The sequence below is a fragment of the Frankia tisae genome (assembly GCF_025403405.1).
Lineage (GTDB): Bacteria > Actinomycetota > Actinomycetes > Frankiales > Frankiaceae > Frankia > Frankia tisai.
Map to the genome: position 1 here is coordinate 1 of NZ_JANEZT010000149.1, position 14,992 is coordinate 14,992.

Annotated in this window: 14 protein-coding genes; 9 read left to right on the forward strand and 5 right to left on the reverse strand. The window is 69.5% G+C overall.

Annotated elements, in window-relative coordinates:
- The 3 genes from NBZ85_RS15655 to NBZ85_RS15665 all read left to right on the forward strand — a co-directional run.
- The coding region (locus NBZ85_RS15655; RefSeq protein ID WP_261557452.1) for a hypothetical protein at positions 1-200 on the forward strand (200 nt) is incomplete at its 5' end.
- A 364-nt stretch (positions 201-564) separates the two neighbouring features.
- Positions 565-3,072, forward strand: coding sequence for a serine/threonine-protein kinase (locus NBZ85_RS15660; protein WP_261557454.1), 2,508 nt, complete (start codon positions 565-567; stop codon positions 3,070-3,072).
- 261 nt (positions 3,073-3,333) lie between these two features.
- Positions 3,334-3,564: a hypothetical protein gene (locus tag NBZ85_RS15665; protein ID WP_261557456.1), complete on the forward strand. Its 231-nt coding sequence runs from the start codon at positions 3,334-3,336 to the stop codon at positions 3,562-3,564.
- Positions 3,565-3,650: 86 nt separating this feature from the next.
- Here NBZ85_RS15665 and NBZ85_RS32680 read toward each other — a convergent pair whose 3' ends face one another.
- Positions 3,651-4,037: a dihydrofolate reductase family protein gene (locus NBZ85_RS32680; protein ID WP_261557459.1), complete on the reverse strand. Its 387-nt coding sequence runs from the start codon at positions 4,035-4,037 to the stop codon at positions 3,651-3,653.
- 208 nt (positions 4,038-4,245) lie between these two features.
- Between NBZ85_RS32680 and NBZ85_RS15675 the strand changes: the two genes are divergently transcribed.
- The 5 genes from NBZ85_RS15675 (at position 4,246) to NBZ85_RS15695 (ending at position 10,798) form a co-directional block, all read left to right on the forward strand.
- The gene (locus tag NBZ85_RS15675; RefSeq protein WP_261557460.1) at positions 4,246-5,058 is read left to right on the forward strand and encodes an SAM-dependent methyltransferase; all 813 of its coding nucleotides are present in this window, start codon (positions 4,246-4,248) and stop codon (positions 5,056-5,058) included.
- 638 nt (positions 5,059-5,696) lie between these two features.
- A complete protein-coding gene (locus tag NBZ85_RS15680) occupies positions 5,697-5,942 on the forward strand; it encodes a type II toxin-antitoxin system Phd/YefM family antitoxin (RefSeq protein ID WP_136446901.1) in 246 nt (81 codons plus the stop codon).
- The gene (locus NBZ85_RS15685) at positions 5,939-6,328 is read left to right on the forward strand and encodes a type II toxin-antitoxin system VapC family toxin (protein WP_261557461.1); all 390 of its coding nucleotides are present in this window, start codon (positions 5,939-5,941) and stop codon (positions 6,326-6,328) included. The genes NBZ85_RS15680 and NBZ85_RS15685 overlap by 4 nt, the downstream gene beginning before the upstream one ends.
- 170 nt (positions 6,329-6,498) lie before the next feature.
- Positions 6,499-9,858 carry an NAD-glutamate dehydrogenase domain-containing protein gene (locus NBZ85_RS15690; protein WP_261557462.1) on the forward strand — a complete coding sequence of 1,120 codons (3,360 nt, stop codon included), beginning with the start codon at positions 6,499-6,501 and terminating at the stop codon, positions 9,856-9,858.
- 25 nt (positions 9,859-9,883) lie between these two features.
- On the forward strand, positions 9,884-10,798 hold the full coding sequence (locus tag NBZ85_RS15695; RefSeq protein ID WP_261557463.1) for a hypothetical protein: 915 nt from the start codon (positions 9,884-9,886) through the stop codon (positions 10,796-10,798).
- Positions 10,799-10,809: 11 nt separating this feature from the next.
- Here the strand turns inward: NBZ85_RS15695 and NBZ85_RS15700 are convergent, their stop codons facing one another.
- Together NBZ85_RS15700 and NBZ85_RS15705 are read right to left on the reverse strand one after the other, a co-directional pair.
- A complete protein-coding gene (locus tag NBZ85_RS15700; protein WP_261557464.1) occupies positions 10,810-11,121 on the reverse strand; it encodes a type II toxin-antitoxin system PemK/MazF family toxin in 312 nt (103 codons plus the stop codon).
- Complete coding sequence (locus tag NBZ85_RS15705) at positions 11,118-11,378, reverse strand: toxin-antitoxin system HicB family antitoxin (protein ID WP_261557465.1); 261 nt, start codon at positions 11,376-11,378, stop codon at positions 11,118-11,120. Before NBZ85_RS15705 ends, NBZ85_RS15700 begins: the two co-directional genes overlap by 4 nt.
- Positions 11,379-11,514: 136 nt before the next feature.
- Here NBZ85_RS15705 and NBZ85_RS15710 point away from each other — a divergent pair, with 136 nt between their 5' ends.
- Entirely contained in the window at positions 11,515-12,363 is an 849-nt protein-coding gene (locus NBZ85_RS15710; protein ID WP_261557466.1) for a dioxygenase family protein, read from the forward strand.
- Positions 12,364-12,444: 81 nt separating this feature from the next.
- Here the strand turns inward: NBZ85_RS15710 and NBZ85_RS15715 are convergent, their stop codons facing one another.
- Complete coding sequence (locus NBZ85_RS15715) at positions 12,445-13,947, reverse strand: MATE family efflux transporter (protein WP_261562118.1); 1,503 nt, start codon at positions 13,945-13,947, stop codon at positions 12,445-12,447.
- 117 nt (positions 13,948-14,064) lie between these two features.
- On the reverse strand, positions 14,065-14,992 hold a 928-nt coding region (locus NBZ85_RS15720; protein ID WP_261562119.1), incomplete at its 5' end, for a metal ABC transporter substrate-binding protein.

The window sequence follows — 14,992 nt, forward strand, 5'->3', positions numbered from 1 at the left end:
CCCGCCTACCCGCCGACCTCAACCCGGTCGAAGGAGTCTGGGCGCATGTCAAACGCGACCTGGGCAACCACACCCGCCTCACCGTCGACCAGCTCACCGCCACGATCAAGACCCTGCTCAAACGCGTCCAGTACCGGCCCGACCTCATCGGCGGCTTCCTCGGCCAGACCAGCCTGGCCCTCGATCCAGAACCCCCATAGCCAGACCCCGACCATGCAAGATCTGTAGCTGACCACCAGCAGCATCGCCCCACCGCGAAGCTTGTCGCGGATGCCCGACACGTGCCACGATATGACACCTGTCGCTACCGGGGGAAGCGGATGGGTCACGTCGAGGCGCCGTCTGATCACCACGCGCGGACGCCGTTGGCCGGACTCCCGGCCTGTCCGACAGCAGGCCGCGCCGCCCAGGGCCCAGCTCGGCGGCCATCCCACCTGACGCTGCGCGCTCTCTGTAGTCCCCGTGTAACTGGTCGACTTGATGGCGTGCATTCCGCACGAGCTGCTTCTCTCACACGGAACAGGAGAACGGGGACTGGGCCCTCGCGCCTCGTCACCAGCTGACATGGCTATCAGCACGTCAGAGATAGAAGATGCACTACCGCATTACGAGGTGGTCGGGGTACTGGGCTCGGGCGGCTTTGGGACCGTGTTCGAAGGCCGTCACCGACGCAGCGGCCGACGTGTCGCCATCAAGGCTGTCCGAATGGAGAACATATCTCCTGAGGAAGCTCGCAGGGAGGTCGCAGCACTTAACAGTCTGCGCCATCCCCACATCGTTGAAATCCTCGAGAGGTCCATCGAGTCCACGGACAGCAGGCTCCTCACGATCGTGATGGAGCTTCTGGACCAGACGCTGCATGAGAAACTCGCCAGCCTGCCCGACAGAATCATGGAGCATGCGCAGGCCTGCGCAATCGCCTTGGGAGTCGCGCTCGCACTGGAGAAGGCTGAAAGTGAGGGAATCATACACCGTGACGTCAAGCCCGCGAACATCATGTTCGCAACCGACGGAACGGTCAAGGTGACCGACTTCGGCATCGCGAAGACACTTGAGAATACATGGGTGCACCCCACCCATCGCTTCGGCAGTCCAGAGTACATGGCGCCCGAACAGTGGGATGGCAAGGTCGGGCCGGTTACCGATGTCTACGCCCTCGGGATCGTGCTCTATCAGATGGTATCGGGCCGCGTGCCGTTCGGGTACGACCACAAAAGCCCGAGGAAAATCGAGCAAAAGCACGCGAGGGAAGTACCGCCCGCGCTGGCGACATCCGTTCCGGCTTGTATCGCGGATGTCATCGACGGCGCGCTGATCAAGGACCCGAACCGCAGGCCCCGTGCCCGCGCTTTTGCTCTCGCACTCGGGAAGACGGCCACAGCCGAGTTCGGGCCAGGCTGGATCGACCACACCGGATTCCGGATCAATCTCGATCAGGACCCCGAGCTACAGCAGATAGTGGCCGGTTCACCATCGAATGGCCCGACTCCTAGCCCGCCGCCCGAGGGTACCTCGAACGGCAGTAACAGGAACAGAAAGCTACCGTGGATCCTGCTTGGCGCCGGAGTGCTGGCCTTGGTGACCGCCGCCGTTATCGCCGCCTACCTCCTCTGCCGCCACCCCGCACCTACTGAAACTGTTGACCGGTGTGTCCACAGTGCCGGCGACTACGGCAGAGTGACGACGGAGTCCGGCGCCTGTATTGGCATCAGCAGCAATATCGACACCTTCAGCATGGGAGCGAAGGGTGACGCCGATGAGAACCTGACCGATATCGGGCGGATAATCATGAAGGAAAACGCAGATGCCGCTGGCCGGGGAAGCCCGATCACGCTTGTCTACATCGCGGACCTGACCGACCCCTCCGTCGCCGAACGCGAGAGCATGATGGGTATAGCTGCCGCGCAGTACCTCGACAACAGGATGTCAGTTCCTCCGCCGATATCCATCCTCTTCGCCAACGCCGGCCTGCGCACGCAGAGTGCGAAGAAGGTCGGACAGTACCTGCTGCAGCTGATCGGCGACGGGAATCCCCGAGATATTGTCGGCGTCGTCGGTCCGGGACAGAGCCGTGATGACACGACGGCCCTTGTCCATACACTGGCGGTGAACGGCATCCCCGTCGTCGAGCCGACTCTCTCCCTCGACGACCTGGCCGCCGACAACCAAGGGCTTCCATATTTCCAGATCGGGCCACAGGACCAGTCGGAGGCAACTGCCATGGTCCAGTTCGCGAAGAACCATCTCGCAGGGACCGGGTGGCCGGAAACGACCATTTTGACCACGGATGACGCCAAGGACCGGTACCCGGCGGATCTCGCCGACGACCTGAAAGGGGCTATATCGCGCGAGCATGGAATGCAGGCACCGACGAAGATTGTGTATGCGACACCAACGGGACAGATCCCAGCGGGTTCGCATGATCCAAGCATCGACGAAGTCGCCGAGAGACTCTGCGGTACTCGCGGAGAAACTCCGGCGGGCCCATATAAGGGCGTCGTCTTCTTCGCGGGTCGCGGCAGCGACGACTTCAAGAATCTTCGCATCGACATCGCTAACTACTGTGGCGACAACGGCCCGTTCCCGACGATTGTCGCGGGCGACGACATCGCCGAAATGATGGCCAACCCGCAAATGCGCAAGGACCAGAAGAATCTGACGTTCTACTATGTCTCCTTTGCGGACCAGAATATCGAGGGCAGAAGGCCGTGTAACCGGCATGAACTCGCGAGTAACGAAGCTCTTCACCACGATCTCTGCGATACCTCGGCCGGCATTGACGCCCACCTTGACGAGCGAGCACTGGTGTACTACGACGCCGTCAACGCCTACTTTTGGGCAGAGCGTCGTCTCCCCCAGCCAAGTACCTCGTACAAGACGGTCGGCCAAGCACTGAAAGGCGTTTCCTTCGGCGGCGCCAGTGCCGACATCGACTGGAGAGGCTCCCGCAACGGAGTACCCCTGAACAGGATCGTGATTATTGTCAGGGAGGCAACCAATGCGACTGACCCGGAAGGGGCTGGTCCAAGCGATCCATCGGACTACTGCCCCACCCGCCCTGGTTGCGCGTAGCAGGCGAAAGAACCTGGCCCACGCGATCCGCGGTGCCGGCGGGTAGCGACATGCCCGCCCGCACAATTCAGGCGCGCTGGATGCGGGCGCCACTCTGATCGACACCGCCGACGCCTGTGGCGACAGTGAGGAGATCCTCGGGCGCTCTTACCGGCCGCCGCGACAAGGCCGTGCTGGCCACCAGGTTCGGGATCGTCGCTGTGGTCGCGCGAGATCGAGGACGAGAGCTTCCCCCTGTGCCGCCAGCTGGGGATCAGCGCCGTGCCGTTCAGCCCATTCGGCCGTGGTGCCCTGACCGGGCACGATTGCTTCCCGCGCCGACCTGCCCGAGAACGACTACCGACGCACGATGCCCCGTTACGCCGAAGGCGTGCTGGAGTCCTCACCGAGGACGAGGAGGCACGACTGGACGTCGTCACCGTGGTCGGCACCCGCGAGACCGTACTGGACGGCAACTGGACCGACGGCCTCACCCCGGCGTCGACGAAGTAACCACGTCGGGCACCCCTGGCGGCCCCGGAAGTAACCGCAAAGACGACACCACCAGCACCGAGCCCGCACCGCCGCGCGGGGCGGCTTCAGCTGTCGCGCCCGGCACCGCGATCGGGTGCGCTCGTGTCCCCCGTCCCGGGCGTGCCATCGGCGAGCCCGTAACGCAGGTACACGGTGCCCTTCGAACTGGCTACCGGCGGTTCGAGGAGGGTGAGGTCCGTGGGCACCGCGCCACCGTCGAACACCTTCTTCCCGACGCCGAGCACGACCGGGTGCACCCACAGGTCGAGACGGTCGAAGAGTTTCTCGCGCAGGAGGTTCTGCACCAGGTTCAGGCTCCCGGCGACCTCGTCCAGCAGGGGCGCCTGCCAGCCGCCGAACGGGAAGGTAGACCCGTGGACGCCGGCAGACTCATCGCTGCGACGGCACCCAGCTTCGTACTCGTCGACTGCCTCGCCCGGTGCATCGGTCACCGCCCCGTCCTGCGGTCAGCGATCTTGCCGTGCACCTTGATCCAGGCCCGCACGTCCGATTCCGCCGAGGGCGGTGAGGGTGGCCGACCACGACCGACGTGGTGGGACGCCGGGTCCTGGACACCGGCCACTGAATTGCGAACAACACGTGCCGAACCCGGGCACCGGAAGCCGCCTCCCTGCTGCGGGGTGCAACCGGGGGTACATGATGGGAGATATGGGTGCTGACGAGCCGGCGCAGGCACAGAGCGCATGGTCGCGGGTGGACACGAGCGTGCCGCATTCCGCTCGGGTGTGGAACTACTGGCTTGGCGGCAAGGACAACTTTCCCGCCGACCGGGAGCTGGGCGACAAGGTCTTCGAGGTCTACCCGGACATCGTGCACGTCGCCCGCGCGCAGCGGGAGTTCCTGGTCCGAGCGATCACCTACCTCGCGGGTGAGGTGGGCATCCGCCAGTTCCTGGACATCGGCACCGGCCTGCCGACCGCGGACAACACCCATGAGGTCGCGCAGCGGATCGCACCGGACTCCCGCATCGTCTACGTGGACAACGATCCGCTGGTGTTGGTGCACGCCCGCGCGCTGCTGACCAGCGCACCCGGCGGTGCAACCGCCTATGTCGACGCCGATGTGCGCGCCCCCGACACGATTCTCACGGAGGCCGCCGAGCTTCTGGACTTCACCGAGCCGGTCGCTCTGGTGATGTTCGGGATCGTGGGGAACGTCGCCGACAACGACGAGGCGAGCACGATCGTGAAGCGGCTGCTCGACGGGGTGCGGCCGGGAAGCTATCTCGCGCTCAACGACGGCACGCACGGCGAGGCCGTGGACAAGGCCATCGCGATCACCCAGGCTGACGGGCACCCGTACAATTTGCGCACCCCTGAGCAGGTCACGTCGTTCTTCGACGGTCTCGAGCTTGTCGAGCCGGGTGTGGTCTCGACGCCTCTCTGGCGGCCCGTGCCCGGGTCGGAGCCGCAGCCGCTGCACATCTTCGGCGGGGTCGGCCGCAAGCCATAGCCCATCCTCGGCCCTGCCCCTGCTGCGTAAGAGCCTGTCCGGACGGATCGTCAACGTCTCCACGACGATGGGTTCGCTCAACGACCAGACCAGCCCCGAATCGCCGTAGTACTCCACGGTCATGCCGGCATACGGAGTTCGAAGGCGGCGCTCAACAGCGTCACGATCGCCCTGGCCAAGAAGCTCGCCGGCGCCCCATCAGGGGTCGTCTCCGTCTGCCCCGGTTTCGTGCGGACCGACCTGACGCCCGTCAACAGGGAGCAGGCTCCGCTCTTCGACCAGAACGGCGCGGTGGCCTGGTAGGCGACGGAACCTCGCCCGCCCGGCCGGCGCGACACCGGCCGGGCGAGTGCATCCCTCGGGTGGCCCTGGCCCAGTGCCACTCAACCTAGGTTGATCATGCGATACGGGGTTGAGTGTGTGGAACACGGCGGTCCTCACGATGGTGATGCAGCGGCACGTCCGTCCGAACGGCGCCTCCGGCACCGAGCCGTCGGCCGTGCCGTGCCGGACCGGACCGGACCGGACCGGACCGCCCGCAGCTGGTCGACGACGGCAGTCAGGATCGTCGGATGTGCTAACATTTTGTTATGACAATACGGGTGGGGATTCGGGAGATCACTCGGCAGACATCCAAGATGATCCATCGAGCCGCGGCCGGGGAAACCGTGCTCATCACCGAGCATGACCAGCCGATCGCGATGCTCGTCCCCCTACCCGACACCGGTGATCCGGCCGTCGATGAACTCATACGTGAGGGCAAACTGACGCCGGCGAGCAATCCGGGAGGGATCGCGGCACTGCTCGCGATCAGGCCGGCCACCGCGACTCACGACGGCGACACCGCCGAGGTCGTGTCCGAGCTACGCGAGGACCGCATGTGATCTACCTGGATAGCTCGGCGATCGTCAAGCTGGCGCGGCAGGAGGCCGAGACCGACGCGTTGCGGGCGTGGCTGGCGGCGAATCCGAAACCGTTGGCCGCGTCCGCGTTGGCACGGACCGAAGCCGCCAGGGCGCTCGTTCGCAGCGAACCGGCGGCCCTGCCGGTGCTGCGCGCGGTGCTCGCCCTGCTCCACCAGAAACCCATCACTGATGCGGTCCTCGACGCGGCCGCACAGCTCCCCGGGATGACACTGCGCAGCCTCGACGCGATCCACCTCGCCACCGCCGAAGAACTCGCGCCCGCGCTCACCTGGTTCGTGGCCTACGACAAGCGGTTGGCGGAAGCCGCCCGGGCGCGCGGTCTGCCCGTCGCGGCGCCGGCCTGAGGTACAGGGCGACCTGGCCAATCGGGGCGTCCCGCTGCAACGCGAGGACTTCGCCGGCGGGCGAGCTCCCGCTGGGCGCCCTCGTGATGGCGAATCATCACGCTGTGACTGGGCAAAGTAGCAGTGAGTTTTTATCCGTGTGGTCGATCCGTGGCTGTCAGGGGGATGCGATGAGCGCCTCGATCGGATCAGCGGCCGGAACGGCCGGAGCGGCCGGTGACCCTGCCTCGGGCCGTCCTGCCGCGGCCGACGAGGCGCGCGCCGCCCTGGCCACGCAGGGCGCGCCGGGGTTGGCGGTGCGGCGGGTCGACGACGGCTGCCCGCTTTCGCTGTGGCTGGCCTGGCGCGGCGCCGGCCCGCCGCTGGCCGACGTCGTCCCGATGCTCGCCAATCTCGGCCTGCGGGCAGAGGACCAACATCCTCTGGAGTCAGCAGGCCCGGGCGATGGGTGCGCAACCGGCGATACCGTCAGCGTCGACGAGTATCGGATTCTCGGCCCCCCCGAGCTGGCCACCCAGGCGTTGGCGCAGGTCGGCGAGCTGGGCGAGACGTTGAGGGCGATCTGGGCGGGGCGGGCCGACAGCGACCCGCTCGACCGGCTGGTGCTGACCGCGGGGCTGGCCGCCGGCGAGGTTGCGCTGCTGCGCGCCCTGCTGCGGTACCTGCTGCACGCCGGGCTGCCGCTGAGCGAGGCGTACGGGCATCGGATGCTGACCGCGCGCGCGTCCTTCGCGCGGGACCTCGTCGCTCTGTTCCACGCTCGGATGCGTCCCGGTGCCGAAGACCCGGACGGCGCCGCGGACCTGGCGGCCAGCCTTGACCGCGACCTGGACACGGTCGCCGGCGTCGATGAGGACCTGCTGCTCACCCGTCTGCGCGACGTCGTCCTCGCCGTCGTGCGCACCACCTACTACCTGCCGGGCGAGGCACTCGCGGTGAAGCTCGACCCAGGCCGGCTGCGGTGGTTGCCGCGTCCCCTGCCCGCGGCCGAGGTCTTCGTGAGCACGGCGCGCTTCGACGCCCTGCACCTGCGCGCCGGGCTGGTCGCCCGCGGCGGGATCCGCTGGTCCGACCGTACTGAGGACCTGCGTGCCGAGATCGCCGGGCTGATGAAGGCGCAGCGGGTCAAGAACGCGCTGATCGTGCCCGACGGGGCCAAGGGCGGCTACGTCCTGCGGCACCCCCCGGACGACCCGCGGCGGCGGGAGGCCGAGGGCCGCGCCTGCTACGCGACCTTCATCCGCGCGTTGCTGGCACTGACCGACAACCGGGTCGACGGGGCCACCGTCCGCCGGCCCGGGCTGGTCTGTCACGACGGCGAGGACAGCTATCTCGTCGTCGCGGCGGACAAGGGCACGGCCCGGTTCTCCGACCTGGCGAACGCGATCGCCGTCGAGTCCGGCTACTGGCTCGGCGACGCCTTCGCCTCCGGCGGCCGGACCGGCTACGACCACAAGGCGCTGGGGATCACCGCCCGGGGCGTCTGGGAGTCGGTGCGGCGACACTTTGCCGAGCTGGGGGTGGACGCCGACGCTGAACCGATCACCGTCGTCGGGATCGGGGACATGTCGGGGGACGTGTTCGGCAACGGGCTGCTGCAGTCGGACCAGCTGCGCCTCGTCGCCGCGTTCGACCACCGGCACCTCTTCCTCGACCCCGACCCGGACCCGGACCGCTCGTACGCGCAGCGGCGGCGGCTTGCGGCGCTGCCCACCAGCAGCTGGGACGACTACGACCGGTCGGCGCTGTCCGCCGGTGGCGGAGTGTTTCCGCTGTCGGCCCGACGGGTCCCGCTGTCACCGCAGATCCGTGCCCGGCTGCGGGTCGACGCCGAAAGCCTGACCGTGGACGAGCTGATCCGGTCGATCCTGCGGGCGCCGGTCGACCTGCTGTGGAACGGCGGGATCGGCACCTGGGTCAAGGCATCGCGCGAGGACCACCAGGCGGTCGGCGACAAGGCGCGCGACCGCTGCCGGGTCGACGCGTCCGAACTGCGGGCGAAAGTCGTGGCCGAGGGTGGCAACCTCGGCCTGACGGAGGCGGCCAGGGTCGAGTACTGCCTGGCGGGCGGCCGGTGCAACACCGACTTCATCGACAACTCGGCCGGCGTCGACTGCTCGGACCGCGAGGTGAACCTCAAGATCGGTCTTGCTGCCGCCGGCCGGGTGCCTGGTCCGATCGGTGGGAGCTCTCCGGGCACTGCCCCGGTGGGCCCGTCTGGGCGGGACGATCTGCTGGCGGCGGCCACGGGCGAGGTCGTGCAGCTGGTCCTCGCCGACTCTGCCCGGCAGGTGCTGTCGCTGAGCGTCTCCGAACGGCAGGCCGCCGTGTCGGTCGAGGGCATGGCTCGGCTCACCGGTCACCTCGTCTCCGCGGGCATCCTCGACCCGTCCGTCGACCCCGTTCCGGATCAGGAGGTGATGCGCGCGCGGATGGGCAGGGGCCCGGTGCTGACCCGTCCCGAGATCGCGATCCTGCACGCCTACGGCAAACGCGAGGTCTTCGGCGAGCTCGTCGGGTCGGACCTGCTGGCCGAGCCGGCGACCGCGGAGACGCTGGACGCCTACCTGCCGGCCACGCTCCGCCCCCTGATCGGCCCGCGGTTTGACCGGCATCCGCTGTGGCGGGCGATCGCCGCATCCCAGCTCGCCAATGACCTCGTCGACCGGGTCGGCGCCGGCTTCCTGTTCCGGCTGGAGGAACTGACCGGTGCGCCGCCGGTGGACGGTGTCCGTGCCTTCCTCATCACCCGGGACCTGTTCGGGCTGGCGTGGGTCTGGGAGGCGGTCGACGGCCATCACCAGCCGGCCGCGGGAACGCCCTGCCGGGCCCGCCGCCGTGGCGACGTGCCCGGCGGCGACCGGGTCGACGCCGCCGTCGAGGCACTGCTGCGGTGTCGCATGCTGCAGGAGTACGCGGCCCAGTGGCTGTTGCGGCGGCGGCCGAGGCCGCTGGACCTGACCGCCGAGACCATGCGCTACTACGACGGCGTCAGCGAGGTGGCGATGGCGCTGCCGGAGACGCTGCGCCGCCTGGGCGCCCGGGAGGAACTCGACGCCATCGAGACCGTTCGGCGCCGGCTGCTCGGCGCCGGCCTGCCGCTGCGCGCGGCGGAGCAGGTCGCGAGGCTGAAGGCGATGGTCAACGCCCTCGACATCGTCGACGTGGCGCTGCAGCACGACATCGCGGTGACCGAGGTGCTGACCGAGTACTTCGACCTCGGCGTTCGGCTCGGGCTGGGCCGGCTGACCACTCGTATCGTCGACCGGCCCGGGGACTCCTACTGGGAGACGATGGCGAAGGCGTCGCTGCGGTCGAAGCTTGCCAGCAGCCATGCCCGGCTGGTCGAGGCGCTGCTGGCGAGGGCGGGCGGCGATCTGGACACGGCGGTCAGGCGGACTGCCCGCAGCGGTGGCGTCAGCCGGGTCCGCGCGGTGGTGGACGAGGTGGCGGAGGCGCCGGAGGTCACCAGCGCCATGGTGGCCGCGGTCGTGCTCCGGCTCGACGACCTGGCGGACCTCGTCCCCTGACGGGAGCGCGCCCTAGGCTGAGTGGGTGCTCGTGGCGTATCTGTCGGCTTTCGCATGCGCCGTCTGTTATGGCGTCGGTTCGATCCTGCAGAGCATCGGCGCCCGCCGGACCGCGGCCGTCGGCAGCCTTGATCCTCGCCTGTTGGCGCGGCTGGCGACGCAGGCTCCCTATCTCGTCGGGATGGGGCTGGACCTGGTCGGCTGGCTGTTCTCGTTGCTCGCCGTGCGGACTCTGCCGTTGTTCGCCGTCCAGGCGATCCTGGTGGCCAGCGTCGGGGTGACGGCCGTGCTGGCGAGGATCTTCCTGCGGGTTCGGCTGGACCGGGCCCAGGCGGCCGCCCTGGTCGTTCTCGGGCTCGGGGTGGTCCTCCTCGCGACCACCGCCGCGCCGGGAAAAGCGAAACCGCTGGGATCGCTGTCCGTGGCCATGATCGCGCTCGGCCTTCTCCCGACCGCCCTGGGCTGTTTCTGGGCTGGTCGGGCGCTGTCCGGCGAGCGCGCCGTCCTCGCCCTCGGCGGCCTGTCCGGTCTGGCGTTCGGCGCAACGGCGCTGTGCGCTCGCGCGCTGGAGGCCGACCGGAACGTCGTCGATGTCGTCACCGATCCGTTGTCCTGGGCGCTGCTCGTCTACGGGGCGATCGGCATGATCGCTTTCGCCGCTGCCCTGCAACGGGGCTCGGTCACGCTTGCCATGGCGGGGCAGGCGACGGTGGAGACCATCGTCCCCGCGATCGTCGGATTGACCCTGCTGGGCGACCACGCCAGGTCCGGCAGTGGTGGGATCGCGACGACGGGATTCATCGTCACGGTCATCGCGGCGGCCTGGCTCGCCGCCCACAGCCGGGTCGAGCCCGCCGCGGTGACCACACCGCCCCCGTCTGACGCGGTGGGTTCGGACGTCCAAACGGACCCGGAACCGGACCCGGCCGAGCGACGTTGAGGGTGGCCGCCTCAGCGTTCGGGCGTGGCCAGGATCTTGAACAGCATGGTGTTGGCGCTGGTCAGCGCCTGGGTGTCGACTGGGCGCAGGCAGGTGATGAGGCTGGCTTTCGCCACGAACGTGACCAGGCCCATCACGGCCCACAGGCCGCCGCCGAGATCGACGCAGAACCCTTCGCTGGTCGCGTGCTCCACGACCAGGGCAACCAACACGGTCGGCTCGTCGACGATCTCGTTGTAGACGGTGGAACTGAGCACGAGCACGGCCTGGGGCGTCGGGCCGGTGTTCGCGGTCCAGATCTCCCCGCGCCGCGGTGGTCTCAAGGGCTGGTGTCGGTCAGGTTGGGATGTCCCGCCGCCGCGAGGGCCTGCTGGTTGGCCTCTCCGAAGGCCAGGGCCACCTGCGCCACGGCCGGGTTGGCCCGGATCCAGGCCCCGTGCGCGGCGCAGCGCCGGCGCATGTCCTCGCCGTCGAGCACACCCTCGATCCAGGCGTTCATCGAGGTGTGCTCGGCCTCGGCGTGGCGCCGGACCGCCTCGTAGGCCTCGTCCGAGAGACGCAGTGTGATCGTCCGGCTCATGCGACTCATGCTAGCAAGATCTGCTGTCATGGCGTGGTGTATGAGCGATGGGGAACACGTGACAGTTTGCCGGCCGGCTGTCGGTGCGCCTCCGTACGCTGAAGGTCTGTTTCGTAACGACAAGGAGCACGAGCCAGTGTCGACCGCATCTGCTTCCTCCCCGCTCGAATCCGCCGCCGGCGGTGTGCGCATGCCCGCGATCTACGCCACCCAGGGCGCCCCGCCGCTGATCGACCATCCGCACTGGACCGCCGAGCTCGCCGCCTGGGGCCGGGCGTTGCCGCGTCCCCGGGCGATCCTGGTGATCTCCGCGCACTGGGAGCAGAACCCGATCGCGTACGGGGCGACGACCACGCCCGTCCCGCTGTACTACGACTTCTACGGCTTCCCGGAGCGCTTCTACCGGCTGAGCTTCCCGGCCCCGGGGGCCCCGGGCCTCGTGGCCGAGGTCGCCCGCCTGCTAGGCCCCGGCGAGGCGCTCGTCGAGCAGGCCGACCGCGGGCTCGACCACGGTGCCTTCATCCCGCTGATCTACATGTACCCGGACGCGGACGTCCCCGTGCTGCAGATCTCCCTGCCCACGCAGGACCCGGTCGGCCTGCTGGAGCTCGGCCGGCGGCTGGCGCCGCTGCGCGACGAGGGCGTGCTGATCTTCGCCACGGGCCTGCTCACCCACTCCACCGGCCACGCCGACCTGTCGAACCCGGACAGCGACCCCCATCCCGACGTGGCCGCCTTCGACGCCTGGGTGGCCGACGCGCTCGGCCGCGGCGACCTCGACGCCCTGGTGCACTACCGCGACCGCGCGCCCGGGGTACGCCGGGCCCTGCCGAGCCAGGAGCACTTCGTCCCGCTGTTCGTGGCCCTGGGCGCCGCGCTCGACACCCCCGGGTCGGTGATCTTCCCGCACCACGGCTTCTGGTATGGCAACTCGATGCGTTCGGTCCAGTTCGGCGCGGCGGTGCCGGCGGACGTGCCCGCCTGACCTGCCACGGGCATCGAGAGGGCGCCGCCGGGGTGGCAGCTCGTGGCCCGCTCGTGGCCCGCGGCACCGCCCCCGGTGGCGTCAGCGCGGTGTGGCGGTGCGGACCTGGCGGTGCAGGTGATACAGCCAGGGCGGGATGGTCGCCCAGAACACGATGATGTTGCCGACGACGACCCCCTTGGCGCCACCGACGAAAAGGCCCGTGACGGGGCAGGCGAGCAGGAACGGCACGAAGAACAGGTTGATCCAGAAGGTGAGCCGGGTCTTGCCGAAGGCGTAGAGCACCGCGGCCGGGCCGACCGCGAGCCCCGGGCCCACCTGCGCGACGACGGCGAGCAGCAGCAGGTCGCGGGTTTCGTTCCAGGTGTCGCCGAGCAGGGCCGCGCCGAAGTCGGTGGGCAGCAGCATGAACGCCAGCCCCCACAGCGTGCTGGAGACGACCACGAGCCCGGAGACCAGGTAGGCGCCGCGGATGACCTGGCCGGGGGGCATGTGCTTGCGCCGCGAGAACTCGGGGATGGCGAAGCTCATCAACGCGACGGCCAGGTTCGTTGTGGGGGCCAGCAGGGTCTGCAACCCGCGCAGGGCGCCGACCAGAGAGGTGGAGCCGACCACCCCGATGATCAGGGTGGACGTCTGCTGGGCGCCCTGCAGCGAGATGAACTCCGCGGTCATGAAGCCGGTCGTCTCGCGGTGCCCGGTGAACCACGCCAGCGCCCGTTTCGGATCGGGCCAGGCGTGGTGCTGCGCGACGCCGACCAGCGCGGCGAGGGCCGCTGCCGCCCCCCAGACCAGGACCAGTGCCACGGCGCCGCCGCCGGTGCCCGAACCGGCGGCGAGCAGGCCGACGCCGATGGTGAGCCCCGCCGCCCAGACGAGGTCGTTGCCGACGGCGAGCAGCGGGCGGCCCTGGGCGAACGAGGCGTAGCGCCAGGCGTCCTGCACCAGCAGCGCCGGCATGACCACGCCCATCGCGGCCAGGTTCAGCCCCACCGTGCCGCGCAGCGCGGCGCCGATGAGGACCAGGACCACGCCGACGGCGGCGCCGAGCGCCAGCGCGGTGCCGGCCGCGGCCCGCACCGCCGAGCGGAACGTCGACGCCGGGACGTCGGCGTAGCTGATCCCCAGCGGCGCCGTCCCGGCCGCCCGGGACAGCCCGACGACCATCGCGAAGATCGTGTAGGCGATCGCGAACGCGCCGAACTCGCTCGAGTCCACCCGGCGGGCGATGATGAAGTTGATCGCCGCGTTGGTGCCGCTCGACACCACCTGGTCGCCGACCGTAACCAGCGCGTTGATCCGACTGCGGGACCGCGACGGCGCCGCCGCGGGTTGTTGCGCGGGCTCCTCGCGAGTCAGATCGCGGGCGGCGACGCCGTCGCTGCGCCGGATCGGGTCGTCGAGGCGTTCGAGGTGGTATTCGGGGCGGTCGAGCAGCTGGGAGAGGTCCAGGTAGCCCGGGCGGTCGGGGTATCCAGGGTGATGGTCGCGGTGCCCGGGGTAGTGGTCGCGGTGCCGTGGCTGTGGCACCGCCTCGTCCGCGCCGGTCGCGTGGTCCGTGCCGAGCCTCAGGTCCTCATCCACGTCGAGTCGGGCCCCCGGCCTCGTCCGATTACGTCAGCGCGGCTGCGCCCATGCCGGTGCCGACTCTACCGTGACGTAACTGTCATCTTTGGGTAAGCGGGCGTGCACGTTGGCGCCTCAGCGCAGCGCGGCCACGATCGTGCGGGTGTTGTGCTCCTCCATCTGCAGATAGGTGGCACCGTCGGAACCGGCGGGGCCGAGGGTGTCGCCGTACAGCGAGTCCTCGCCGGCCTCGACCCGAACGCCGGCCTCGTCCGCGATGGTCCGCGCGGTCCGCGGCGGCAGCGAGGACTCGGAGAAGACGGCCCTGGTGCCCGTCTTCCGGATCTTGTCCACGATGTTCCTGATGTTCCTGCCGGACAGCTCCGCGGCGGTGTCGAAGCTCGGGATGATCGAGCCGACGAAGGTGAGGCCGTAGCGGTCGATGTAGTAACCGAAGGCGTCGTGGTTGGTGACCAGCTTGCGGTCGGCGGGCGGGATGGTGGCGATCTGACGGCGGATGTCGGCGTCGAGGGCGTCGAGCCTGGTGTCGTAGGCGACCCGGTTGGCGTGGAAGTAGCCGGCGTTCGCCGGGTCGGCCTGGGCGAGCCCGCGCTCGATGCCCGCGACCATGATCTTGGCATTGAGCGGGTTGTGCCAGATGTGCGGGTCGCCGGACTTCTCCTCTTCGTCCCCGCCGCCGGAGCGGATGGTCACGCCGCGGCTCGCGTCGACCCGGACGCCGTCGAAGCCGGCGGCGCCGACGGCGTCGTCAAGCCAGCTCTCCAGCCCGACGCCGTTCTCGACCAGCACCCGGGCGTCGCCGACCGCCTCGAGGTCGGCCGGGGTGGGCTCGTAGTCGTGTGGGTCGACGTTCGGCTTCAGCAGCTGGGCGACGCGGACCCGGTCGCCGCCGAGGACCCGGGTGAAGTCGGCGGTCTGGCTCGTCGTCGCGACGACCGGCAGCCGCTTGTCGGCGGCGTCGGCGTCGGCGGAGGACGAGCCGCAGCCGGCGAGGACCGCGGCGAGCAGCGCCAGGCCGGCGACGCCGGCCGCGAGCCGGGTG